This window comes from Arcobacter sp. s6, assembly GCF_040884245.1.
Taxonomy (GTDB): Bacteria; Campylobacterota; Campylobacteria; order Campylobacterales; family Arcobacteraceae; genus Aliarcobacter.
The window spans coordinates 50,948-75,793 of the sequence record NZ_JBEVTN010000021.1 but is presented as its reverse complement, the minus strand read 5'-3'; the positions used below and the strand labels follow the sequence as shown (position 1 = coordinate 75,793).

At 25.1% G+C, this 24,846-nt stretch carries 23 protein-coding genes; 13 read left to right on the top strand and 10 right to left on the bottom strand.

The window, feature by feature from the left end:
* Both ABVS04_RS13430 and ABVS04_RS13425 read right to left on the bottom strand, forming a co-directional pair.
* Nucleotides 1-1,694, bottom strand: a 1,694-nt coding sequence (locus ABVS04_RS13430) for an ABC transporter substrate-binding protein (protein ID WP_368031267.1), incomplete at its 3' end; no start/stop codon positions are given.
* 39 nt (nucleotides 1,695-1,733) lie between these two features.
* The gene (locus ABVS04_RS13425) at nucleotides 1,734-2,351 is read right to left on the bottom strand and encodes a TIGR00730 family Rossman fold protein (protein ID WP_368031266.1); all 618 of its coding nucleotides are present in this window, start codon (nucleotides 2,349-2,351) and stop codon (nucleotides 1,734-1,736) included.
* A 170-nt stretch (nucleotides 2,352-2,521) separates the two neighbouring features.
* On the opposite strand from ABVS04_RS13425, the gene ABVS04_RS13420 reads away from it, so the two are divergent.
* The 8 genes from ABVS04_RS13420 to ABVS04_RS13385 all read left to right on the top strand — a co-directional run bounded on the left by ABVS04_RS13420 (nucleotide 2,522) and on the right by ABVS04_RS13385 (nucleotide 10,021).
* Entirely contained in the window at nucleotides 2,522-4,051 is a 1,530-nt protein-coding gene (locus ABVS04_RS13420; RefSeq protein WP_368031265.1) for a cache domain-containing protein, read from the top strand.
* Entirely contained in the window at nucleotides 4,044-4,724 is a 681-nt protein-coding gene (locus ABVS04_RS13415; protein WP_368031264.1) for a response regulator transcription factor, read from the top strand. Before ABVS04_RS13420 ends, ABVS04_RS13415 begins: the two co-directional genes overlap by 8 nt.
* A gap of 75 nt (nucleotides 4,725-4,799) precedes the next feature.
* Nucleotides 4,800-5,756 (top strand): TRAP transporter substrate-binding protein, encoded by a 957-nt coding sequence (locus ABVS04_RS13410; RefSeq protein ID WP_368031263.1) that lies wholly within the window; start codon nucleotides 4,800-4,802, stop codon nucleotides 5,754-5,756.
* 3 nt (nucleotides 5,757-5,759) lie between these two features.
* Entirely contained in the window at nucleotides 5,760-6,245 is a 486-nt protein-coding gene (locus ABVS04_RS13405; RefSeq protein ID WP_368031262.1) for a TRAP transporter small permease subunit, read from the top strand.
* A complete protein-coding gene (locus tag ABVS04_RS13400) occupies nucleotides 6,235-7,572 on the top strand; it encodes a TRAP transporter large permease (protein ID WP_368031261.1) in 1,338 nt (445 codons plus the stop codon). Before ABVS04_RS13405 ends, ABVS04_RS13400 begins: the two co-directional genes overlap by 11 nt.
* 132 nt (nucleotides 7,573-7,704) lie before the next feature.
* Complete coding sequence (locus ABVS04_RS13395) at nucleotides 7,705-8,442, top strand: 5-oxoprolinase subunit PxpA (protein ID WP_368031260.1); 738 nt, start codon at nucleotides 7,705-7,707, stop codon at nucleotides 8,440-8,442.
* Complete coding sequence (pxpB, locus tag ABVS04_RS13390; protein ID WP_368031259.1) at nucleotides 8,439-9,113, top strand: 5-oxoprolinase subunit PxpB; 675 nt, start codon at nucleotides 8,439-8,441, stop codon at nucleotides 9,111-9,113. The genes ABVS04_RS13395 and pxpB overlap by 4 nt, the downstream gene beginning before the upstream one ends.
* A complete protein-coding gene (locus ABVS04_RS13385) occupies nucleotides 9,110-10,021 on the top strand; it encodes a biotin-dependent carboxyltransferase family protein (RefSeq protein WP_368031258.1) in 912 nt (303 codons plus the stop codon). Before pxpB ends, ABVS04_RS13385 begins: the two co-directional genes overlap by 4 nt.
* Here ABVS04_RS13385 and ABVS04_RS13380 read toward each other — a convergent pair.
* Nucleotides 10,003-10,803: a hypothetical protein gene (locus tag ABVS04_RS13380; protein ID WP_368031257.1), complete on the bottom strand. Its 801-nt coding sequence runs from the start codon at nucleotides 10,801-10,803 to the stop codon at nucleotides 10,003-10,005. The genes ABVS04_RS13385 and ABVS04_RS13380 overlap by 19 nt on opposite strands.
* Nucleotides 10,800-12,023, bottom strand: coding sequence for an EAL domain-containing protein (locus tag ABVS04_RS13375; protein WP_368031256.1), 1,224 nt, complete (start codon nucleotides 12,021-12,023; stop codon nucleotides 10,800-10,802). Before ABVS04_RS13375 ends, ABVS04_RS13380 begins: the two co-directional genes overlap by 4 nt.
* 177 nt (nucleotides 12,024-12,200) lie before the next feature.
* Between ABVS04_RS13375 and ABVS04_RS13370 the strand changes: the two genes are divergently transcribed.
* From ABVS04_RS13370 to ABVS04_RS13350, 5 genes are all read left to right on the top strand, one after another.
* Nucleotides 12,201-12,833, top strand: coding sequence for a hypothetical protein (locus ABVS04_RS13370; RefSeq protein ID WP_368031255.1), 633 nt, complete (start codon nucleotides 12,201-12,203; stop codon nucleotides 12,831-12,833).
* A gap of 4 nt (nucleotides 12,834-12,837) precedes the next feature.
* A complete protein-coding gene (locus ABVS04_RS13365) occupies nucleotides 12,838-13,377 on the top strand; it encodes a DedA family protein (protein ID WP_368031254.1) in 540 nt (179 codons plus the stop codon).
* Nucleotides 13,378-13,398: 21 nt separating this feature from the next.
* Complete coding sequence (dbpA, locus tag ABVS04_RS13360; protein WP_368031268.1) at nucleotides 13,399-14,814, top strand: ATP-dependent RNA helicase DbpA; 1,416 nt, start codon at nucleotides 13,399-13,401, stop codon at nucleotides 14,812-14,814.
* Between the two features lie 22 nt (nucleotides 14,815-14,836).
* The gene (locus ABVS04_RS13355) at nucleotides 14,837-17,290 is read left to right on the top strand and encodes a diguanylate cyclase (RefSeq protein ID WP_368031253.1); all 2,454 of its coding nucleotides are present in this window, start codon (nucleotides 14,837-14,839) and stop codon (nucleotides 17,288-17,290) included.
* Between the two features lie 66 nt (nucleotides 17,291-17,356).
* Nucleotides 17,357-17,638, top strand: a complete 282-nt coding sequence (locus ABVS04_RS13350; protein ID WP_368031252.1) for a peptidylprolyl isomerase — start codon at nucleotides 17,357-17,359, stop codon at nucleotides 17,636-17,638.
* Nucleotides 17,639-17,644: 6 nt separating this feature from the next.
* Here ABVS04_RS13350 and ABVS04_RS13345 read toward each other — a convergent pair whose 3' ends face one another.
* From ABVS04_RS13345 to ABVS04_RS13320, 6 genes are all read right to left on the bottom strand, one after another.
* Nucleotides 17,645-18,016 (bottom strand): hypothetical protein, encoded by a 372-nt coding sequence (locus ABVS04_RS13345; protein ID WP_368031251.1) that lies wholly within the window; start codon nucleotides 18,014-18,016, stop codon nucleotides 17,645-17,647.
* A gap of 80 nt (nucleotides 18,017-18,096) precedes the next feature.
* On the bottom strand, nucleotides 18,097-18,735 hold the full coding sequence (pdxH, locus tag ABVS04_RS13340) for a pyridoxamine 5'-phosphate oxidase (RefSeq protein ID WP_368031249.1): 639 nt from the start codon (nucleotides 18,733-18,735) through the stop codon (nucleotides 18,097-18,099).
* A gap of 51 nt (nucleotides 18,736-18,786) precedes the next feature.
* On the bottom strand, nucleotides 18,787-20,295 hold the full coding sequence (locus ABVS04_RS13335; RefSeq protein WP_368031248.1) for an HD domain-containing protein: 1,509 nt from the start codon (nucleotides 20,293-20,295) through the stop codon (nucleotides 18,787-18,789).
* Between the two features lie 480 nt (nucleotides 20,296-20,775).
* On the bottom strand, nucleotides 20,776-22,152 hold the full coding sequence (locus ABVS04_RS13330) for a PhoH family protein (RefSeq protein ID WP_368031247.1): 1,377 nt from the start codon (nucleotides 22,150-22,152) through the stop codon (nucleotides 20,776-20,778).
* A gap of 81 nt (nucleotides 22,153-22,233) precedes the next feature.
* A complete protein-coding gene (locus tag ABVS04_RS13325) occupies nucleotides 22,234-22,743 on the bottom strand; it encodes an NADPH-dependent FMN reductase (protein ID WP_368031246.1) in 510 nt (169 codons plus the stop codon).
* A 79-nt stretch (nucleotides 22,744-22,822) separates the two neighbouring features.
* Entirely contained in the window at nucleotides 22,823-24,814 is a 1,992-nt protein-coding gene (locus ABVS04_RS13320; RefSeq protein WP_368031245.1) for a transporter substrate-binding domain-containing protein, read from the bottom strand.
* Nucleotides 24,815-24,846: the final 32 nt, after the last annotated feature.

Below are 24,846 nucleotides of genomic sequence, written 5' to 3'. Positions count from 1 at the left end.
ATAACAAACTCTTCTCCCCCAATTCTAAATAAAAAGTCAGTTTTTCTAATAATTGATTTTACTTCATTTGTAGTTTCTATTAAAACATTATCTCCTATTTCATGCCCATATGTGTCATTTATATTTTTGAAATTATCTAAATCATACATAGCTATTGTAAAATCAGTTTTATATCTATCATATAAATCAAATTTTTCTTGAATTTTTTCATTATAAGCTTTTCTGTTAAATATTTTTGTAAGTTCATCATAATAGGCTTGTTCTTTTAACTTCTTTTGAATTTCATACAAACTTGTTATATCTCTTGAAATGCCTAAGATTCCTATTTTTTTCTTATTCTTGTATTTAAAAGGTATTTTTTTTGTTTGTAAAAGAATTCTTTTATTTTGAACTATAAGCCATTCATTTGTTTTAATTAAATTATCATTATCAAGAACTTCAAAATCTTCTTTTCTAAAAATTTGAGCAAAATCTTTTTCAAAAAGTTCAAAATCATCTTTGCCAATAATATCAGCTTCTTTTTTACCAATTAAATTTTCAAAACTTTTATTACAACCCATATATTTTAATTTACAATTTTTATAAAAAATTAAATCCTCTGAAGAGTTAATTACAGTGTGTAAAAGTTCTTTTGTTTGAGAATTTTTTCTTAATAAAAATATAACTAAAAAAAAGATAGTAAATAATGAGATTAAAATTGTTAGAACTATGTTTTTTTCTTGTTTTGAAATTTCAAGATTTATAATTTTGGATTGGTTTTCATGATATATGAACTCTTTTAGATTTAAATCTTTATTTACTAAACCAAATAATTTAAAAACATTCACTATATTTTTTAATTTATTTTCATTTAATTCTCCTAATTCATTATTTCCTGTGTATGCAAGTTTTTTTAAAGCCTCACCTTCTTTTATTAAATGAATATATGTTTTATTTTGAGTATTGTATTTAGAATATATTATTTCAGCTGTTTCTGCTAAGTTTTCAAAGGCATATTTCCAACCTTTTAAACTTGCTTCATAAAAGTCTTTTGTAAGTTTTGGGTTATCTTTTATAAATTTTGAAGAGCTAAATAAAATATCACTATAAAAATCAAAACCGAAATCTTTAGGATTGAATATTGTATATTCAATTCCTTTTTCTTTTAATGAGATAGGTTCATTTGATATATAAGAAGCCATAGCATCAGTATTTCCTTCAATTAAATCATTTATATCAAAAGAGTGTTTTACTACTGTAAAATCATTGCTCGTTAGCTCATTTGCACTTAGCATTGCTAAAATTGGAGCTGAATATTTTGCATCGGGAGTAATCATGATTTTTTTGTTTTTTAAATCTTTTACACTATTTATGTTTGAATCTTTTTTTACTAAAAGTATAAGTGGAGATTCTTGAGAAATAGCACTTAATGTAACAATATCTTTCCCATTTATTTTTTCAATTATTAATGAAGATCTTCCTACTGCAAATTCCGCATTTTTTGTTTCTATTTCTTTTACTACATCAGTGTTAAAAGTGGACTCTTTTATTTGTACATCTAAGTTTACATTTTTATAAAAACCTTTTTCTTTTGCTATATAGTACCCAGCAAATTGGAATTGATTTAACCAATTTAATTGTAAGGTAATTTTTTTATCATTTTGTGCATATAAAAATATTGTAAGAAAAAATGTCAATAGTAAAATGATTTTCATATCTTTTATCCTTTATATCTTTAATGCAATTACTTAAGTCTATAGTAACACAATCTCTTTTTCTATTAATTTAATATTATCAGTTAAAGTGATAATTTCTAAATCTTCTTTATCTATCATATTTTCTTTATATAAAGATTTTTTTATAAATTTAATAAGATATTTCCAATAATCACATCCCACTAAATAAATTTTAAAACCATTTAATTTACCCGTTTGTGTAAGGGTTAAAACCTCAAACATCTCATCTAATGTTCCAAATCCACCCGGAAATATTACACATGCTTTTGAGTATTTTACTAGCATATATTTTCTTGAAAAAAAGTAGTTAAATGTTAAACTTTTCGTAGTGTATTCATTTTTTGTTTTTTCATTTGGTAAATATATACTAAGTCCAACAGATTCAGCAGTTTTTGCTTCAAAAGCACCTTTGTTAGCAGCTTGCATAATTCCATTACCACCACCTGTAATTACATTTATATTTTTTTTTGAAAGTCTAAATGCTAATTTTTCTGCTAATTTTGCATATTTATCATTACTTGAAGTTCTAGCACTTCCAAAAATGGTTACACTTTTCCCTAAATCTTGTAATAACTCTTTGCCATCATTAAAATCAATTGCAATTTTATCTTTACATATAGCTTTTTCTTTTTTCATTATCACCTTTTCTACTCTAAGTATAAATACCTATTTTATTCATATTATAAACCTATTTATATTAAAATTTAGAGTTATTTAATATATTAATATTTTTTGTTAAATAATTAAAAACTCACTTTAATCTCACTTGATTTAGATATATTTAATTAATAAAAAATGGAGTACTTTTGTTTTCAGAAAAGAATATACCAAAATTAATTATTTTAACACCTATTATTACAGTTTTTTTAGTGGCTTTTTTCACTATATATTTTTTTATACAAAATCAATATAATTATTTTGAAGAAGAGAGTATTAGGCTTGAAAAAGAGTATCTTCAAAGACAAGAAGATATTTTAAAAAAAGAGGTGGATTATATTGTCAACTACATAGAATTTCATGTAAATCATAATACAAAATTAAATGAGGAAGAATTAAAAAATGAGATTTTAAAATTTACTGAAACCATACGTTATGGAAAACATGGATATATCTGGATACATGATACAAATTATTATTTAAAAGCCCATCCTTTTAGACAAGATAGATTGAATACTTATGATATTGATTTAACAGATGCTATAGGAACTTTTATAACAAAAGAATTTATTGACAAAACAGTAAAAAGTCCAAAGGGTGTATTTATAGAATATTTTTGGCAAAAGCCAGGAGAAGTTAATTTCTCAAAAAAACTTGGTTTTTTTAGACTATATGAAAAATATAATTGGGTAATTGGTGCAGGTCTTTATGTTGATGATATTCAAAAATCTATCTTTGAAAATAAAAAGTTATTAGAAGAAAAAATTGATAAATATGTTAGATTGATTGTATTTATTTCTTTTCTTGTTATATTAATTATTAGTTTATTATCTTTTCTTATGTCAAAGAAAATTACAGAAGTATTTCAAAAATATCAAGAAAACGTGAAGAAAAAAGAGCTTTTACTTGAAGATATAAATAAAAATTTAGAAGAAAAAATTCAAATTGCAATTGAAGAGGCTCAAAAAAAAGATAGAGCAATGCTTCACCAATCAAGACTTGCTAGAATGGGAACAATGCTTTCTATGATTGCACATCAATGGAGACAGCCATTAAGTGAAGTCGCAGGAATTTTAATGGAGTTAGAAACCGCTTCAAAATTTAAAAAAGTAGATGATAAGATGATAAAAGAATCAGTTGATGACTCAAATAAACTTATACAATTTATGTCATACACAATAGATGATTTTAGGAATTTTTTTAAGCCTGATAAAAAGAAAGTACATTTTTATATTGAAGATTCGTGTATGGAAGCCATCTCTTTAATTAGTGCTTCTGTTAAAAATCATCATATTAATCTGTATTATAATATAAAAATGAATTATGAAATATATGGATATAAAAGAGAATTTGCTCAAGTGTTATTAAATCTTATGTCAAATGCTAAAGATGCTTTAATTCAAAGAGAGATAAAAAATCCAACGATTAATTTAGAAGTAGACTACATAGATACTTATGCAATTGTTACAATAAAAGATAATGCAGGTGGGGTAGAAAATGAATATATAGATTTGATTTTTGAACCATATTTCACTACAAAAAGTAGTTTACAAGGAACCGGACTTGGTCTTTATATGTCAAAAATGATTATTGAGAAAAATATGGGTGGAGAACTTAGTGTTGAAAATGTAGATGATGGTGCTATTTTTAAAGTAAAAATCAAGGCTTACAATGAGTGATATTGTAGAACAATTAAAAAATTACACAGTTTTATGTGTTGAAGATGAAGATGGTATTAGAAAAAGATTAGTTAATACTTTAAAGTATTATTTTGCTGATGTTTATGAAGCATCAAATGCGGATGATGCTTATGCCTTATATTATGAGCATAAACCAACTATTATAATTTCTGATATTGAAATGCCTAAAAAAAATGGTATTGAATTAATTACAGATATTAGAAAAAACGATTTAGCAATAATTGTAATCATGCTAACTGCTTATTCAAGTGAAGAGTATCTTTTAAGTTTAATAAACTTAAATATTAATCACTATATTTTAAAACCTGTAGTTTCTGAGAGTTTATTAAATGGTATTGTAAAAGCTTTCGGAGATAAGCTGGAAACTAAAATTAAATTTACTGAAGATATTTATTTTAATACGAAACAAAGAGAGCTGTATTATAAAGATGAGCTTGTTATATTAAGAAAAAGAGATAAAGATTTTTTGTTGCTACTTCATGAAAATAGAAATAGAGTTTTAAGTTATGAAACAATAGAAGAATATATTTGGAAAGATAAATCTATGAGTATGAGTGCTTTAAAAACTTTCATAAAAGAATTAAGACAAAGATTGCCTATTGATTTAATCACAAATGTACCACAAGAGGGATATAAGCTAGCAAATTTCTAAAATATATAAAAAAACTCACCTCTTACTCACTTAGAATTATTATGATGTCTTCATATAAAAACTAAGGAGTTTAAAATGTTAAAAAATTGTCTATTAATCGCTTCACTTGTAGGTTCAGTGTTTGCATCAGATGTAAAAATGAATTTAAATGAGAGAGAAAGTGCAAATCATTTTCATACAAAAGGAAGCGAAAAATTTGCTTCATTAGTAAAAGATTATACTAAAGGAAGTGTAGATATTACAGTTCATCCAGGTTCTTCTTTAATAAAAGGAAATCCTTTAAAAGCAGTAAAAGATGGAACAGTTGCAATGGCTGATATGTTTATACCTTTTACTGCAGGAGGAGGTAAAGTATTTGGAATTTCTGCCTTACCTTTTATTGCTCAATCATATGAGGATGCATTTAAACTTTATCAAATTGCAAAACCAGCTTATGAAAATACTGCTAAAAAATGGAATCAAAAACTTCTTTATTCTGTTACATGGCCAGCTTCAGGATTTTATGGAAATAAAAAACTTGAATCAATAGAAGGTTTTAAAGGTGTAAAAACAAGAACTTATGATAAAAATTCAGCAGATTTTGTAAATATGGTAGGTGGAAATGCAGTTGCTCTTCCTTGGGGAGAAGTTTATTCTGCACTTAGAACTGGAATGGTTGATTCGGTTATCACATCTTCAACTTCTGGGAAAGATGGTAAGTTTTGGGAAGTATTAACGGACTTTACGAAAATTAGTTATGCCTATCCTTTACAAGCAGTTACTATAAATCTTGATTTTTGGAATTCTTTAGATAAAACTCAACAAGATGCAATGTTAAAAGCAGCAGCAGAAATTGAAAAAGAACAATGGTCAGTAGTAAAAGGTGAAGATAAAGATGCCCTTGATACTATGGCTCAAAATGGAATGGTGATTTCAGAAGCAAATGAAACTTTGAAAAAAGAACTATCAGCTGTTGCTGATAAAATGTTAGTAGAATATTTAGCTGATGCAGATGATGAAACAAAAAAAATATTTGAAGAATATAGAAGATAAATTATGAAAACATTTTATAATTTGGTAAATAAGCTCTCTTTATGGGGTGCTTATTTATCTTCACTTTTATTAGTTTCATTGGTTTTATTGATATTAACAGAAATTTTTATTCGATATTTTTTTAATATGTCTACATTGATTGCAGATGAGTATAGTGGATATTTATTTCTAGCTTCAGTATTTTTAGGTTTATCTTATGCTTTTAAAGAAGATGCTCATATTAGAATCAACATTTTAACGTCAAGAATGAGTAAAAAATCAAATAGATTTATTGATATATTTGCTGGAATTATTACAATTATTGTTTTATCTTTTGCTTTTTATAGAACAGTTTTATTTACCTTTGACTCATATGAAATGCAAATGCTTTCTGAATCAGTATCTCAAACACCATTATATTTAACACAATTAGTTATGCCATTGGGTTTGAGTTTATTTATACTAAGTGTTTTAATTTTTGTTATTAAAGGAATGAAAAATGATATCTGATCCTTTAATTTTATCAATTGTTCTTATTTTTTTTATGTTTGTGTTTCTTTTATCTTCTATTTGGATTGGAGCTTCACTTCTTTTAACTGGTATTGTAGGTATGTTGATATTTGAAAATAATCTTCCACCTGTTATTTCAATTTTTGATAAAATTGGAGATTTATTAGCTTCATCTATGTATGATTCATTAAATTCATGGTCACTAGCAGCCTTGCCAATATTTATTTTAATGGGTGAGATACTATATAAATCATCAATTTCAACACGACTTTTAAATGGTTTAACTCCTTGGTTGAATTTTATTCCGGGAAAGCTTCTTCATGTAAATGTTGCAGCATGTTCACTTTTTGCAGCAATATCAGGATCAAGTTCTGCAACGACTGCTACTGTTGGAAAAATAACACTTGATGAACTTAAAAAAAGAGGTTATTCAAAATCGCTTGCTATTGGCTCATTAGCAGGAAGTGGAACATTAGGATTTTTAATTCCTCCTTCACTTATTATGATTATTTATGGTGTATTATCAAATGTATCAATAGGTAAGCTTTTTATGGCTGGAATATTACCTGGATTATTACTTGCAACACTTTATTCAATTTATATAATGATTATATCTGGTATTGATAAAAGCGTAGTTCCAGAAGAAGAAGTTAAATATACAAAGAATGATTATATTCATTCTTTAAAAGATTTATTTCCAGTATTTTCTTTAATACTTGTTGTTTTAGGATCTATTTATGGAGGTCTTGCAACTCCAACTGAAGCTGCTTCTTTAGGTGTTTTAGGTGCAGTTGTTCTAGCAATTTATTTTAAAAGCTTTACTTTTGAAGTTATGAAAAATGCTTTATTAAATACTATAAAAACTTCTATTATGATAAGTTTTATAATTGTAGGAGCTGGATTTCTATCTCAAGTTGTAGGATTTTTAGGAATTGCTAGAGCAATTAGTGAGTTTATAGGAACATTAGGTTTAAGTCCTATGATGCTTATTTTAATAATTGGAATTATGTATATTATTTTAGGAATGATTCTTGATGGTATTTCTATCGTTGTTATGACTTTGCCTATAGTTTTACCAATTATTGTAATGGCTGGTTTTGATCCTTTATGGTTTGGTATTTTCTTAGTATTTATGGTTGAATTATCTCAAATAACTCCACCTGTTGGTTTTTCATTATTTGTAATACAAAGTATAAGTGGTGAAAAAATAGAGTATATATTAAAAGCAACTTTACCATTTTTCCTATTGATGATTGTGGCTGTTGTTTTAATCACATTTTTTCCTGAAATTGTACAATACTTACCGAAATATATGACTGCAAAATAATTCTACATTTTTTACGGGGGAATTTTCCTCCGTATATTAAAATTAAATCTCTAAATTATTAAAAAAACTCACTGATTTCACACTTCTAAACTATAATATTGATATAGTAATAAAAATATTAGGATATATAAAATGAGTATAAAATTAAATTGTGATATGGGTGAAAGTTTTGGAATTTGGAAAATGGGATTAGATGATGAAATTATGCCCTATATTGATATGGCAAACTTAGCTTGTGGATTCCATGCAAGTGATGCTCTTACTATGAATAAATCGGTTCTTTTAGCTAAAAAAAATAATGTAATAATTGGTGCGCATCCTGGTTATCAAGATTTAGTTGGCTTTGGAAGAAGAAGTATGTCTTGTTCAGATGAAGAAATAAGTTCACTTGTTTTATATCAAATGGGTGCTTTAAGTGCATTTTGCAAAGCATATGATACAAGAGTCTCTTATGTTAAACCACATGGTGGACTTTATCATGATATGATGAACAAAGAAAATGTATTTAGAGCAATATTATCTGCTATTTCATCTTATGATAAAAGTATAGAGCTTATGATATTGTCAAGTCCAAAAAATGAAGAATATGCACTTGTTGCAAAAGAATATGATATTACTTTATTATATGAAGTATTTGCAGATAGAAATTATAATGATGATGGATCTCTAGTTTCAAGAACACAAAGTAATGCTGTTCTTGACAATGAAGAAGCTGTAATATTAAGAGTTAAAAACCTAAAAGAAAAAGGTACTTTATTTAGTGTTACAGGGAAAGAATTATCTTTGAAAACTGATGCTCTTTGTGTACATGGTGATACAAAAAATGCCTTAGAATTCATAAAGATACTTAGAAAGGAAATTTCAGAATGATTTTTAAAGTAGCTTCTGTTGATTCTTTAGTTGTTTATTTTGGAAATGAAATAAGTGAAGATGTAGCTACAATTGTACAAAGGGCATATTTATCATTAAAGAGTTTAAATATTGAGGGAATAATTGAAATTATTCCTTCATATACTAGTATATATATTTTATATGATATTTTTAAATATGATTATTCTTCTTTTGTAGAAATATTAAGAAATAGTATAGATTTAAACTATGAAGATAGAAGAACTAAAAATATTATAAATATAGATGTTTATTATGGAGATGAGGTAGCTTTAGATTTGAATGATATGAGTTTTAAAACTAATCTTTCAATTGAAAAAATTATTGAACTACACTCTTCAAAACTATATGATGTCTATGCAATGGGCTTTTCTCCAGGTTTTGCTTTTTTAGCAAGTGTTGATAAACAAATTGCAGTTCCTAGGCTTTCAAGTCCAAGAAAAAGTGTTCCTAAAGGTTCTGTTGCAATTGCTGATACTCAAACAGCTGTTTATCCACAGCAAAGTCCAGGTGGTTGGAATATTATAGGAAGAACAGCAATGGAACTTTTTGATAAAAATTTAGAAAAGCTATCTCCTTTAAGTGTTGGAGATAAGGTAAAATTTAATCCCATATCAAAAGAAGAATTTTTGTCTCAAGGTGGAGTTATATGAGTTTAGAAATTATAAATAATCCTATTTTAGTAATGCTTCAAGATAAAGGTCGTTATGGATATAGTGATATAGGAGTTACGAACTCAGGCGTTATGGATGAATATGCATATTTAAGTGCAAATAAAATGCTTGGTAATTCTTTAGAAACAAATATTTTAGAAATAGCTTTTTCAAATGTAATCTTTAAAGCAAATGCATCTACTCAAATTGCAATTACAGGTGCAATTTGTGAGCTTTTTATAAATGATATTTCAAAACAATGTTGGGAAACTCATAATGTAAAAGCAGGGGATACTATAAAAATAGGAAAAATTTTAAAAGGAACTAGAGTTTACTTAGCAGTAAAAGATGGTTTCGATATTAAAAAAGAGTTTGGAAGTAATAGCACAACTATAAAAGAAAATCTTGGTGGAATTGATGGTCAAAAGTTAAAAAAAGGTGATGTATTAGCTTTTAAGGAAACATCTTTTTCTCATAATATAAAATTAAAGAAAGAGTTTATCCCTTCTTACAAAGATGAGCTGGTTTTAAGAGTTGTACTCTCATACCAAGATGAGTATTTTTCAAATGAAGAAAAAGAGAAGTTTTTTTCTAATACATTTACAGTAACAAATGATTTTAATAGAATGGGATGCAAATTAAATGGTGAATCTATACTTTGTGATATCAATGGAATTATTTCAGAAGGAATAAGCTTTGGAGCAATTCAAATACCATCTGATGGACAACCTATAATACTTTTAAAAGAGAGACAAACTATAGGTGGTTACCCAAAGATTGGCTCAGTTTTAGCTATTGATTGTTTTAAGTTATCTCAAGTAAAAGTTAATACTAAAATCAAATTTTCTGAAATTTCACTTGATGAAGCTACAAAAAAGATAAGAAATTTTTATTCTTCTTTTTTGTGAGTTAATAGTGTTTCAAAAATATCTTTTGAATTTTGATTTTTCTTAAATAAATTTAATTTAAAATCATATTTTGCTTTTATTAAAAGACCTGAATTACTTTTAAGTGTAGTTTTTAATAAAACTTGTTCAAGATTTTTTACTCTATTTAAAATCTCTTGTCTTGTTTCATTAAAAATAAAAATAAAGAATTTATTATCAAGATATTTAGCTATTTGAAAATTATATTTTTCGTCATCTAATTTTTCTTTTATAAAATTTGTTGTAAAAGCTAATAAATTATTAGACAATAATTCACCATACTCTTTTTGAATGTAATCATAATCAATAACATCTAATAATATGCAGATTCCGTCTTCTTTAAAATTTGCATTTTCATCTAAAAATTTACTATAAATCCATTTTCTATTATATGTACCTGTTATATCATCAATAAATAGCTGATTTGTTAAATTTTTTATTTCTTCTTCAAGGTTGATCATTTTGTCATAAATATTATCTAGAGATTCAGAATCTTTTTCTAAAATTGCTTTACTGGCATCTTTAGTACTATCTTGAAGTTTAATAGTACTTGAGACTATAATTTTCATATACTCTTCAATTTTATTGAAATCTTGAAGTATTAAAGTATTTATTTCTTTTGTAAAATCTATATCATCTAAATTTATTTCAATTTTTTTTGCATAGTAATTAAATCTTTCAAAATATGATGAGGGAATAATTATCTTATTATTCAATAAATTGTTAATAGTCAGATTTGTTATTTGCTCTAGCTTGTGTGTCATTTATTTCCTTTGATAATATCATTTATATGCAAGGGTTTTCCTATTTGATAACCTTGTGAATAATCTATTCCTACACTTTTTACGTATCTTAATATTTTTAGATCACTCACAAATTCAGCAACTACTTTTATATCTTGTTCTTTTGAAAATGAAACTATACTCTTTATTAGATTTAAATATATTTTTTCATCAATTTTTCTAATTAAAGAACCATCAATTTTAATATAGTTAATATCAAGATTTAAGATATTTTCATAATTTGAGAATCCAGTTCCAAAATCATCAATAGCGATTTTTACCTCATATTGTTTAACTTCGTGAATAAATTTATTTACCAAATCAAAGTTTGATACTTTTTCGCTTTCTAAAATTTCTAAAGTTAAATAAGATCCAATTTTATTGTTTTTTATTTTTTTCAAAAGAGTTTTTTTTATATGAGGATTTAAAATATCTATATAGTCTAAATTAATACTTACATGAATTTTATGTTTTAAAATATAAGTAATAATCTTATCAAATAACATTTCCATAAGTTTATTATAAAGTCTACATTTTTTTGCTTTATGAATAAAAATATTTGGCATAATCATATTTCCATTTTTATCAAATATTCTCATTAATGCTTCATATTTTACAATTTGATTTGTATTGTTATCCATAATAGCTTGAAAGTAGGGTTCTACTAAATTGTTCTCAATACTATAATTTATAGTTTCAACTAAATCTTCATTTATTAATTCATTTTTATATAAAAATGAATCATAGTATGAGTAGTGTAGAAAATCCTGCTTTGCATTATGTAGTGCTTTTTCAGCATAAACTTTTGTTTTATCATCAGCACTTTTAGAACAACCAATTGTTACATCTATATTTATTAAAAAATTTTTATTTAAAAGTTTGAAATTATGAGAAACAATACTTTCATAAATAAAATTCTTTAATTTTATAATTTCATCAATTGATAAATCATCATAAATTAAAATTTTAAATACATCAGCATGTGTATTTTTTATCTTTATAAAAGGTTTACGAGTTAAAATTTTTGCTATAGAGTTTTTTACTTTAAAATCAAGTATTGAGCTTAGTTGTTTAATTATATAATTACCATTATCAAAATTATATATAGCATTTAGATCTTGCATATTTAATATGTCAATTAAAAAAAGTGTTTTCATGTCAGATTTTTTAGAAAGATAAGAAAAAAAATCTTCAAATATCAAAAATAACCTTTTTAGTAAACTAGTGCATCTATTATATTCCATTAATCTTTAATAAAAATAAAAAAATAAAATGAATATAAAAAAAAATAAATAATTTTTATATTCATTTGGAAAATATTATATTTAATATATATTTAGATAGAATCGCGTAATCTTAATCAAAGGAAATATTAAAAAATGAAAAAAATAAATATAAAAGATTTAGAACTTAATATAGATATTACACAAATTTTAAATTTACATAGTTCAAAAACTCCAATAATCATTGATGTTGATGGAAATATTTACTCTAATGAAAATGATGTAAAGAAAAAAGCTGTAATTTTTAAACAAATAACTCCTAAACAAATTTCATCTATGCTTGATGCAAAAGCAATTGCATCAAATTTATTTGCTGATTATAAACCAAATATTTTAGGAACAATTTGTAAAATTAAACCTGTTTCAAATTGGCAAAATATCATTGATATGAATAAAGATAATATGCTTTATTTTGATCATCAAAGTGATGGTGTTGAAATGTTTGAAGATAAAGTTTTAGAAGATTATGGTTGGCATGCAAGTGTTTTGGAAATAAACTATAGGGAAATTAGTGAATTTATAGAAGATAATTGTGAAGGTATTTTACTTTGTTACGATAATACAATTCAATTTAGTGGTTTTGTAATTGTTGATGATATAAATGATGTAAGAGCAAAAGTAAAAGAGTATATTGCAAATAAAGCAAAAGAGAATATAAAAGAAAACTTAGTTGATGTAGAAGATGATGATGTTATTGAAGCATTAGAACTTTTTGAAATAAAGGCTTAATTTAATGGAACAATTAATCCAAGATTGGGGATATGTCGCTCTATTTTTATACTCATTTGGGGGAGGCTTTGTAGGTCTTATTTTTGCTGGAGTTTTGTCATATGCAGGTGATTTAAATATTTATGTATCTATATTGGTTGCTGGTGTTTCTAACTTCTTAGGAGATCAGTTTTTATTCTTTTTGGCTAGAAAAAATAAAAATTATGCAAAAGATATGATGAAAAAGTATGGAAGAAAAATTGCTCTTGCCCACCTTATGATGAGAAAATATGGTTCTTGGGTAGTTTTTGTTCAAAAATATATTTATGGAATTAAAACATTAATTCCTCTTGCCATGGGAATTACAAAATATTCAGCTACAAAATTTGCATTTTTCAATGTATTAGCTACTATTTTATGGGCTTGTATTATTGGATATTTAAGTTACTCAGCTGGTGAGTATATTTTAAGTCTTAGTGATGATTTTAAATATGTAGGCTTAGGAATTGTTTTAGTAGTAATCTTATCAATCTCTTATCTTTTTAAAAAAATAGAAAAAAAATAATATTTTTTTGTAAAGTACTTTATAGTTTTAGGTATAATAAGTAAAAACTATAAAGGCTTTATCATTTTAGTAGAAAAATTTTCACAATTAAACTTATCAAAAGAATTTTTATCAAACTTAGATTCATTAAATTATCTAAAACCAACAGCAATTCAACAAAAAAGCTTACCTCTAAGTTTAGATAATAATGACTTAATTGCACAGGCAAAAACAGGTTCAGGTAAAACCGTAGCTTTTTGTATTCCACTTATAAATAAATTAGATATTAAAAACTTTAGAGTACAATCTTTAATAATAGCACCAACAAGAGAACTAGCAAATCAAATAGCACAAGAATTAAGAAAGCTTTCAAGACATGTTCATAATATGAAAGTTTTAACTTTATGTGGAGGAATGCCTTTTAAGCCTCAAGTTGTATCTTTAAGTCACCAGGCACATATACTTGTAGGAACTCCTGGACGTATATTAAAACATATACAGCAAAATAATATTGATTTAGAAAATATTAACTCTTTAGTTTTAGATGAAGCTGATAAAATGTTAGATATGGGATTTTATGATGATATTATGGAAATTATAAGCTCACTTCCTACAAAAAGACAAACACTTTTATTTTCAGCAACTTTTGAAAAGAATATCGAAAAATTAGCTTCAAATGTATTAAAGAATCCAGTTCTTGTAAAAATTGAAGAGGAAGAAAAAGTTTATATAAAACAAAAATTCTATGAAGTAAGAGAAGATAATAAAACAGCATTAATTCCTGGAATTATTTCATCAAATAAAGCAAAATCAATTTTAATTTTTTGCAATATGAAAATAAAATGTGACCAATTAGCAGATGATTTATATGCCTTAGGTTTAGATGTTTTAACCCTTCATTCAGATTTAGAACAAAAACAAAGAGATGAAACTATTATTTTGTTTTCAAATAAATCATATCCTATTTTAATAGCAACAGATGTAGCATCACGTGGTTTACATATTGATGATGTAGATTTAGTTATAAACTATGATTTATCATTAGATGAGAAAATTCATACTCACCGAATTGGAAGAACTGCACGAGCTGGAAAAGGTGGTTTAGCTGTTTCATTATACACACATAGTGATTTAGATAGATATGATATTATAAAAGATACCTTCCCAGATATTATAGAAGAAGATGTTTCTAAAATAGAAGATGATTTATCATATAAAATAGACTCACCTCAAAGAACTATATTTATAAATGGTGGGAAAAAACATAAGTTAAGAGCAGGGGATATTTTAGGAGCTTTAACTGCTGGTATTGGTTTAGATAAAAGTGATATTGGAAAAATAGATATATTAGATTTTGCCTCTTATGTTGCAATAAATAAAGAAAAAATCGCATATGTTTTAGACAAATTATCTAAATCAAAAATTAAAGGTAAATTTTATAGAATTTACGAGAAGTAAATATTAAAAAAGGAGGGTGAAAGTGTTTAAAAATCCATTGTTTTTAAAAATTATTATGATTTTTACCCTTCCTGCTTTGGGTATTTTATATTTTAGTACGATATTAGTATTTGATAAAATAAAACTATTGGATGAAATATATAAAACTAACTATAACTTAGAGTACCTGAAGATAAGTGAAAAATTAATTCACTCTTTACAAAAAGAAAGAGGTCTATCAGTAATGTATGATGGAAAAGAAGAAAAAATAACTCTTGATTTAGAAAAACAAAAAGAAGTAACTAATTTTGAATTTAATAAATATTTAAAATATACAGATGTTTATTTATTAGAACTAAATGAACAAAAAGAAATATTAATTACAATAAAAGAACTTCAAAAAAAATTCCGTTTATTAGATGATATTCGTCTTGAAATTGAAAATAATACAATGAATAAGATGGATATTATCACTAAATTTTCGGACATAAATAATTTACTTTTAGATTCTATTTTATCAATAAAATCAGTAAAAGCTGCATTTAACTTTAATGAAGAATTTTTAAATGTATACTATTTTCTTGTATATAAAGAAGCTTTAGGTGTTGAAAGAGCATTAATCTCTTTTATTTTAAGTGAAGGAAAAATTGACAGCAAAATTAAAAATGAATTAATTAAAATTCAATTAATTCAAACAGAAAGTTTTAATTTTTTTATTAAAAATACTTCTGTTGAATTTTTCAATAAATATAATGAAATTATACCAAAAGAATTAACAAGTAAAATTGATAAAATAAAAATTAATTTAGAGAAAAATCAGCTAAGTAATTTAATATCATTAGAACAATGGTGGCAAATTTCAACTCAAAGAATAGAACATTTAGATGAACTATTTAATATTATCATTGGAAATTTAGAAGAAACTTCAAAAAATATTCAAAAAAAAGCGTTTATTGATCAAAATTTGAGTTTATTTTTTCTTTTTATATGTTTTATAACATTGATTAGTTTATTGTTTGTTTTGAAAAATATAATTTTTAAACAACAAATAAGTTTTGATAAACTTGAAAAACAGAAAAAAGTATACGAATTACTTAATAATACAAATAAATATTTATTGAAAAATAATACAAAAGAAAATCTGTATTCAAAAATACATCAAATTATTTCAAAGCATCCAAGTATGGTATTTAGTTTTATTTATGATATAGAAAATAAAGATGAAAAAGATAATATTGTAAGAAAAGGAGAAATCTATGCTCAAGAAGGAGTTTTAAAAGATTTACTTTTAATGAGACTAGAAGAAAGTAGAGAATCAAATAGTGATAATTTACTTAATAAAGTAATTTCTACAAAAAAAAATGTAATCATTGAATCTTTTGAAAATAATAATATTTCTGTATTTTTTAAATATTCGAAACAATTCAATATAAAATCAGCAGCAGCATTTCCTATTAAAAAATTTGATGAAGTTGCTTCAGTTTTTGTTATATATTCAAATGAAAATAAATTTTTTGATTATGAGGGTGAAGTATTATTTAATAAACTAGTTAATGATTTATCTCATATTTTAGAAAAATTTGACTATGAAAAAAATAGATTAGATCAAGAAAAAGAGTTAAAAATTACTTCTTTTGCGTTTGAATCTAGTGAACCTATGATAATTACTGATGAATTAGGAAAAATAATAAAAGTAAACCATGCTTTTTGTGATGTTATGAAATATGAGAGAAAAGATATTATAGGAAAAAATCCAAGGATTTTTAAATCTAGCCATCAAGATAAAAACTTTGCAGATCAATTATGGAATGATTTAAGAGATAAAGGTTATTGGAGTGGTGAAGTTTATAATAAAAAAGCAAATGGCCAAATTTTACCTTTACGAACTACAATTACAGCAATTAAGAACAAAGATAATGTTATAACCCATTATTTAGGACAATATATTGATATAGGGGAACAAAAAGACAAGGAAAAAGTACTTGAATACCAAGCTACACATGATAATTTAACAGGTTTACCAAATAGATTATTATTACTTGATAGAATAGAGCATGCAATTACCAAAGTAGTTAGGCATCAAATTGTGGGAGGACTTATATTTATTGATTTAGATAATTTTAAAGAAGTCAATGATACCTTAGGACATGATATTGGAGATACACTTCTTGTAATTGTTTCTAAAACCATTAAAGATGTAATTCGAGATGAAGATACTCTTGCTAGAATTGGGGGAGATGAATTTATTATTTTAGTAGATAATATAGGAAATAATAAAGAAAATGCGAAAATAAATATATTAAATCTTGCAGAAAAAATAAAAGATTCATTAAATGCAATTACCCATATTGAGGGGCATATTAATGTATCTACTCCAAGTATAGGAATTACCCTATTTAGCGACTCTTCTGTGAGTGTTAAAAATATTATTAAACAAGCAGATACAGCTATGTATGCAGCAAAAAAACAGGGAAAAAATGCGATTGAATTTTTTTGATTAAGAAATTTAAACAACTGCTTATGCTACAATCCGTTTAAATTTTATACAAGGTAAGGAAAAATTATGAAAAGTGCAACAGCTAGACATCTATTAGTTGATAGTGAAGAGTTATGTTTACAATTAAAAGAAAAAATAGCAAATGGTGAAAAATTTGAAGATATTGCAAAAGAATATTCATCATGTCCATCTGGATCAAATGGTGGAGATTTAGGAACATTTTTCCAAGGTCAAATGGTACCTGAGTTTGATGCGGTAGTATTCAATGAAGCTATAAATGTAGTTCATGGTCCTGTAAAAACTGATTTTGGATTTCACTTATTAGAAACTACTTCAAGAAGAGATTAATATTTATTACGAGAAAGTTTCTTTCTCGGTCTCTACTTCTTCATCCCAAAGAATTGAAACTCCATACTCCTTATCAGTGATTACATATTTAAAGTATTCACTAGTTCCTTTTCTTCCATGAAGTCTTATTATAACTTGGCCATCTTCTAGTAATTTTTTCATCTCATGTTTAGAAAAACTTCGTTTATTCCATCTTAAAAATACATTTGAATATACTCTAAAAGTACAGCTTGAATCAGATGTAAAAACAAACTGATCACTATCATCATACTGCTTTTTTGCATTTTCACAAGTGTATAGGTTTACTTTTTTACCATTTGCAATGCTTTTAATTGCTATTACATTTGCTTTACAATATGGACATTTCCCTAATATCATATTAAAACTCCAAATTTTTTATAAATAAATTTTACTAAAAAAATTGGAATAAATAAAAAAATATTTCAATTTGCAATACTCTATGGTGCTAATCTTGATATACTCCAAGTATTATCTTCTTGTAATTCATATAAAAATCTATCATGAAGTCTATCTTGCCCACCTTGCCAAAACTCAACTCTAATTGGTTTTATTGCATATCCACCCCAAAAAGATGGAAAAGGAACTTCTCCTTTTACAAATTTTCTTTTTATTTCATCAAACTTTTGTTCTAGTAAACTTCTTGAACTTATAACTTCACTTTGGTGTGAAACCCAAGCTCCTATTTGGCTTCCTTTGGGCCGTGATAAAAAGTATTTTAAAGACTCTGTACTTGAAATTTTTTCTATACTTCCTTCAATTTTCACTTGCCTTTCTAAATCAAGCCATGCAAATAAAGCTGCTGCTTTTGGGTTTTCTTCAATTTGTTTAGCTTTTGTACTTTTGTAGTTTGTAAAAAATACAAAGCCTTTTTCATCAAATATTTTTAGTAACACTGTTCTAATACTTGGCATCATATCAAGCCCAACAGTAGCTAATGAAAATGCATTTGGTTCTGTTAATTTTGCATTTATAGCTTCATTAAACCATGTTTCAAATTGTATAAAAGGATTTTGATTTAAATCTTTTATATCTAAACCTCTTGTTGTATATTTCGCTCTTAAATTTGTTAAATCCAAAATATATCCTTTGAATTAATATTTTTTATTTTAGCAAAATAACTATTTGATTCATTCCCCAAAAATGTCAAATAATATATTTCTTAACTCTATTTTCATTTCGTCATTTACATATTTTTTATTTGAATATAAATAAAAAGGAACTGTATTTCTCATAGAATATTTTAATCTTTTTCTTAAAGTTGAGATTTCATCAAGATTAATTAATTCATCACCATCATACAAATAAAACTCTTTTGCAATTCCTAGTTTAAAAGAAACTATTTGATAAGAAAGATAAAGATTACTCTCTTTTTCTTCCCATTTTTTAATAAATTCATCTAATTTAGATTGAAGTTTTTTTGCTCTTGATTCAGTTATAAAGCCAAAGCTTTCTCTAAATTTAAATCTTTCAACGGTTGTAAAATCAAGTACTTTGTAAAATTCATTTAAGTTTTTCCAAGGACTTCTAAACCTTCTTTTCCCAAATAAAACCTCTTCAAAACAGTATTGATATTTTACATCTTCTTGTGTTGGATTTTCTTTATCTTTTATTTCAAAATATTTTGTTTTAAATAATGATATCAGCCAGTTTTCATCAAGCATTGAAATAATATCTAGCTCTTTTTCTATATTATCTTTATTTTTAAAATTCCATAGCATAGAAATATTGTTTGAAATTTTTTCATTTATATCGCCATTTTCAAAATATTTACTAGCTAAGTATTGAACTACACTCTCAAGTAAAGTATCTGTTTTTGCAATACCATGATTGAAGATAACTTTTTTATAAAGATTAAATCTCATCTCTAGCATATGTTCAATATCAATTAAACTCATATCAAAAAAGCTTAAATAAAACTTCTCATCTTTTTGTACAAGAACAGCTTGTTTAGTGATTCTTATATGATCATTAGGACCTGTTATATATCCACTTGCTAACATATCTCTATTTATGTAATCAAGCCTATCAGCATCAACTGTACTATCAATAAAATTATGTAAAACTTTGAAATCAAAACCTTCATAAACTTGCTCTTCTAAAATCAAAATAGCTAGTTTTTTAATCAGTTTTAAATACTCTTTTTCGTGAGCTTTTACAAGTAACTCATCTAATTCATAATCAAATAAAAGTTTTAAAAGATTCTCACCAATAGCTTCATGTAATACTTCTTTACTATTATTGGTGATACTTTCATAGTTTTCTTTAAATTTCAGCTCTTTTTGACAAAGTATATCTTGTGCTTCTTCTTTATCTTTTATTTTGTTGTATACTTTTTTTAAAGCATACTCTACTTGATGTGAAAATGGTAAATGCCCAACATCATGAAGTAGGGCAACAATTCTTAATGTTTGCAGAAATACAGAATATGCTGCTCTTTGTGATTTTGATTTCGTTGGAATTGTAAATTGGTATAAAGCTTTATTATCAAAATACTCCATATCATCAATGGTAACTTTTATATTTTCTTCTTTTATTATTGATTTTATTACTTTTTTTAACGAAGATAAAAAATCGTTTTTTGTTTTTTTATCAGCATTCAAAAGGGCATTTTTAAACATAAAAGATGCTAGATGCATTGTTCCTAAAGAGTGAATAAATCTTTTAGTTGTAATTGATGGATATGAAAAATACGCAAGGGCATTTTGTGTTATAAACTGTAATCTATTTACTATTTTTGTTTGTAAAATCTTATCTTCTAGTTTTGTATACTCTATATGATTGTATATAGTGTCATTTATTAATCTATTTTGTATTTTATTTCCTTTTAAAACTCTCTTTTACTATTATTGTTATTATAATTTTGTTAGTTTTTATTACTGCTTAATTTTTATATAATGTATGAATTAATTTTCAATTAATTACAAATATTATATTATACTAATAATTATTATCAATAAAAAGGAGTTTTATGGAAGACTATTTTATATATGCAATTGTTTTGTTAGCTTTATTTTTTATTCTTAAAAAAACTTTTGGAAAAAGTGGATGTGGTTGTGTGAGTGAAGGTAAGTGTTCTTCTAAAAAATAGAACTAAAAAGTTCTATTTTTCAAGTTTTTCAATCTTTTCTATTTTCAAAGATTCGTTCTGTAAATTGAGCAAATTTACCTCTAACTGCTTTTTCTAATTCAATTGCGAACATTTTAAGTTCTGGATGTGTTTCATTTGTTTGTTTCAAAAGTGTTGTAAGCCCATTATTATATTTATTTAAATATAAATTATCAATTTGTCTATTTGAACCAATTACAATAGCCATACAACTCTCATCAAGTCTTGAAAGTATAAGTTGTGTGGTTTTTTCACTAGAATTTTGCCACTCATCCATAATTACAATTGAACTTGAAAGAGTTCTTCCTCTGGCTTCTCCTGGCCATAAGGTTTCAATACAATATTTTGATTGAAGTTCATTTATTTTTGATTCTATGGATTCTTGATTCTCTTTATTTTCACTTTTTTTAAGATGCTTTTTTGCAATGAATTCTAAAGTATCTTGTAAGGCCATATTATAGATTCTAAATTTCTCATCATTTCCTGCTAAATAACCAATATCAGCACCTTTATCTAGAGATTCAATAGAGTTTCTTACATAAACAATTTTATCATATAACCCTAAATCTATTAATCTCATAGATGAAACAATAGACATCAAGGTTTTCCCACTTCCTGCTTTTGCATCAATTACTAATAAATCATACATATTAGAAAGTATTGCTTTTGTAAATAGTTTTTGTTTTAGATTTACAGGTTTTACATTTAAAGATTTAAAATCATTTTCTTTTAGTACATCAATCTTACCATTACAAATAAGTGCATATTCATTATTTCCATCATTGCTTTCAAAACTATAAGCAAAATTTTCAGGCTCGTACTCACTATCAATCAATTTTATATCTTTATTTTCAAGTGAGTTGAACATTGAAGAATCAAGTTCAATGCTTTTTACAAAGTTAAATTTAGGAACAGTTGATTTATCATCATGTAGAGTTTCTGTTTTAATGCTTTTAAATAGAGCAAAAGTTCTTGCATAAACATCAAGAGATAAAAAGATTGTTTGACAACCCTTGTAGTATTCTTGAGCTATTGAAGCTACTTCTATGATTCTTTTATCATTTGATTCAGAAATATGTATTTGTTCAATTTGCGTGTCATATTTATCTTTTGAAATAATATCAATATTGATTTCATCATTAAAAAGTTTCACAACTTTAAAGCCAAGTTTATAATCAACTTCTTTTATTTTCATCTTTGCTAGTAGTCTTGCAAATTCTCTTGAGTAAAATCCTAGTTCACTAGTCAGTTTCTTTTTATCCTCTAATTCAAGAAGAACTGTCTCTGGGATTACTATATGGTTAGTTTTATTGTCTGAAATTTTGTAGAGATTTTGAAGATTTTGTAAGATGATGTTTGTGTCTAGGACATATACTTTTTCTTTCATGATAAAATTTTAGCATAAAAAAAGTTACAAAGAAGAGACAATATTGTGTAAAAAATAGATTTTTAAAGCTTAAGAGAAATCTTAAGCTTTTGCTAGTTTTGCAAGGGTATTTATCATACTAATTGCAGTTTCTTCATTTAGCGGTTTTTCATAAGTAGTTAAGATTTCTCTTGCAAGAATATTTGCACCTAAATGTTGAAATTGAATTCTCATAGCTTGAAGACCTTTTGCTCCACCACCACCACTGTGAGTTGCAAGTGCAACTACTTTTTCATTAAAAGCATCTCTCCAGTCTTTTGTAGCTCTTGAAGTCCATGCCATTGCATTATTTAATACAGGAGGCATAACACCATTATATTCAGGAGCTACAATTATAAATGCTTTTAAATCTAATATTTTTGTAGCTAAATCAAGTGCAGTCTCAGGAATTCCATTTTCTTCTTCTTCAACGGTACTATAAAGTGGTAATCTTAAATCAACTAAATTTATTAATTCTACTTCACAATTTTGACCTAATGCTAACTCTTTAAGTTTTAATCCTAGTTTTTGATTGTTATTTGAACTTGCAACTAATATTCCTATTTTTGCCATAATTATCCTTATTTATATTTTTTAAAGTTAGATTATAACTAAGGAATACTTTTATTTGATAAATTTATCAAAATTAAATTTATTCTTTTTTAAAGCTTATTGTAAAAACTGCTTCATTTAAATTATTTTTTGCACTTAATAAAGCATTACAATTATTTTCTATAATATTTTTTGCAAAATATAATCCTAATCCTGTTCCATTTTTTTCATGTTTAGTTGAAAAATAAGGATCAAATATTTTATCAAAAATTTCTAAGGGAATTCCTCCTGCATTATCACTTACTTGTATATATAAATATTTGTTATCTTCAAATGTATCAATTTTTATATATGGGTTTTCTATATTTTTTTCTATAAGTATTTCTTCTGCATTTTGTAAAAGAGTTAATATTACTTGTGTTACTTCACTCATATATGTTTTAAGTATAGATGTTGAATCTAAATTTTTAATTATTTTTATATTTTTATATGAAATAGAGTTTTCAATAATATATAAAGATTTTATAACCATTTCATTTAGAGTTGTTGTTTCAAGTGCTTTATTTGTTTTATAGAAGTTTTTAAAATCATTTATTGTATTGCTCAAGTAAGTAGTATATTTATTTATATCTTCTGTTGTAGTTTGTATCAATAAAGTATCAACTTGATTTAAAAGAGTTTTAAGTTTTAAATTTTCACTTGCTGCACTAATTGCTGTTAATGGTTGTCGCCATTGATGTGCAATCATACTTAAAAGCTCTCCCATTTGAGCTAATTTTGCTTGTTGTTGAATAAATTCATCTTGAAGTTTAATTTGTGTTAAATCTACAACGGTAATGATAGTATTAACTTTGTTTTCTATCAAAATAGTCTTACCTGCAATTAAAGCTGGAAAAATAGTTTTATCACTTCTGTATAAATCTATTTCAAAGGGTTCTGATATTTTATGTTTTAATTTATTATTTACTTCAGTAAGTGAATTTTCAGGTATAAAATCTGATATTTTCTTGCTATCAGAATCATTGTCGAAATAATAATTAAACATAATTTTACCTGATGCATTTAACTTAACAAGAGTATATTCTTCATCAAATATTGCAATAGCTTCAATGGCTGTATTTAATAAATCAAAAAAGTTTTGATTAGAGTTAATTAGCTCATCATTTTTTATTTTATAATTTTTAGTTTTTTCTTCAACATCTTTTTCTAGTTTTTTATTATATTTGTTTAAAAGCAGTTGTTTATAAATAAGAAAACAAGCAATAATAAATATTATAAATAAAATTTTATAAACTAAAGAATAATCTACAGAAGTATTGTATTTAATATTTATCCAGTTATTTAGCACTTTATTATGAAAAGATTCATCAATATTATTTACTTGATTTTGAAGAATTTCAAGAAGAATAGGGTCGTCATTTCTAACTCCTATTCCTAATTCTAAATTTACTTTATCAGTTTTTCCTGCAATTTTCAAAGAACCTGCAAAATCAGTAGTAAAAAAATATCCAATACTAGCAAGTGTTCCCACTTGTCCATATAGTTCCCCATTAATAACTTTTTTTAAACCATCTTTTATTGTTGGAACTTCTATATAATTTATATTAGGATAAATCTTTTTTAATATTTCAACATAAGCATAGCTTTTAGGTACACCTATTTTTTCATTGGTTAAATCTTTAAAATCTGAAATAAAACGACCATTATTATTTGTAGCAATTACCACAGGTGTTTTCAAGTAAGGACTTGTAAAATTTAAAAATTGTTTTCTTTCATCTGTTTGCATAGCTGAGATTATGTCGCAGGTTCTATCTTTAGCGAAATCAAGAGATTCTTTCCATGTTCTTACAGCTACTATATTAATAGGAATATTTAAATTTTTAGAAAATATTTTATAATAATCAGAAGTTAAACCAATATGCTCACCATTCTTACCAAAATCTTCAAAAGGCATAGAATCGGGACCAATACAAAGTTTTAGTTCTTTTTTAGAATTAAGATAAGATATTTCTTCTAGTGTTAATTTATTAATATTTGTAAGCTCTTGTGCAAATATATTAAGTGCAATTATTAATAAAATTAATAATCTCAAATATAATCCTTTATCATGTATTCTAACATCAT

Coding starts and splice junctions, on each gene's coding strand:
- ABVS04_RS13405 (WP_368031262.1), top strand. CDS start 5,760: ATGAAAACATTTTATAATTTGGTAAATAAGCTCTCTTTATGGGGTGCT.
- ABVS04_RS13370 (WP_368031255.1), top strand. CDS start 12,201: ATGAAAAAAATAAATATAAAAGATTTAGAACTTAATATAGATATTACA.
- ABVS04_RS13325 (WP_368031246.1), bottom strand. CDS start 22,743: ATGGCAAAAATAGGAATATTAGTTGCAAGTTCAAATAACAATCAAAAA.
- ABVS04_RS13345 (WP_368031251.1), bottom strand. CDS start 18,016: ATGATATTAGGGAAATGTCCATATTGTAAAGCAAATGTAATAGCAATT.
- ABVS04_RS13330 (WP_368031247.1), bottom strand. CDS start 22,152: ATGAAAGAAAAAGTATATGTCCTAGACACAAACATCATCTTACAAAAT.
- ABVS04_RS13385 (WP_368031258.1), top strand. CDS start 9,110: ATGAGTTTAGAAATTATAAATAATCCTATTTTAGTAATGCTTCAAGAT.
- ABVS04_RS13335 (WP_368031248.1), bottom strand. CDS start 20,295: ATGCATCTAGCATCTTTTATGTTTAAAAATGCCCTTTTGAATGCTGAT.
- ABVS04_RS13350 (WP_368031252.1), top strand. CDS start 17,357: ATGAAAAGTGCAACAGCTAGACATCTATTAGTTGATAGTGAAGAGTTA.
- ABVS04_RS13425 (WP_368031266.1), bottom strand. CDS start 2,351: ATGAAAAAAGAAAAAGCTATATGTAAAGATAAAATTGCAATTGATTTT.
- ABVS04_RS13380 (WP_368031257.1), bottom strand. CDS start 10,803: ATGACACACAAGCTAGAGCAAATAACAAATCTGACTATTAACAATTTA.
- ABVS04_RS13400 (WP_368031261.1), top strand. CDS start 6,235: ATGATATCTGATCCTTTAATTTTATCAATTGTTCTTATTTTTTTTATG.
- ABVS04_RS13415 (WP_368031264.1), top strand. CDS start 4,044: ATGAGTGATATTGTAGAACAATTAAAAAATTACACAGTTTTATGTGTT.
- ABVS04_RS13395 (WP_368031260.1), top strand. CDS start 7,705: ATGAGTATAAAATTAAATTGTGATATGGGTGAAAGTTTTGGAATTTGG.
- ABVS04_RS13410 (WP_368031263.1), top strand. CDS start 4,800: ATGTTAAAAAATTGTCTATTAATCGCTTCACTTGTAGGTTCAGTGTTT.
- pxpB (WP_368031259.1), top strand. CDS start 8,439: ATGATTTTTAAAGTAGCTTCTGTTGATTCTTTAGTTGTTTATTTTGGA.
- ABVS04_RS13365 (WP_368031254.1), top strand. CDS start 12,838: ATGGAACAATTAATCCAAGATTGGGGATATGTCGCTCTATTTTTATAC.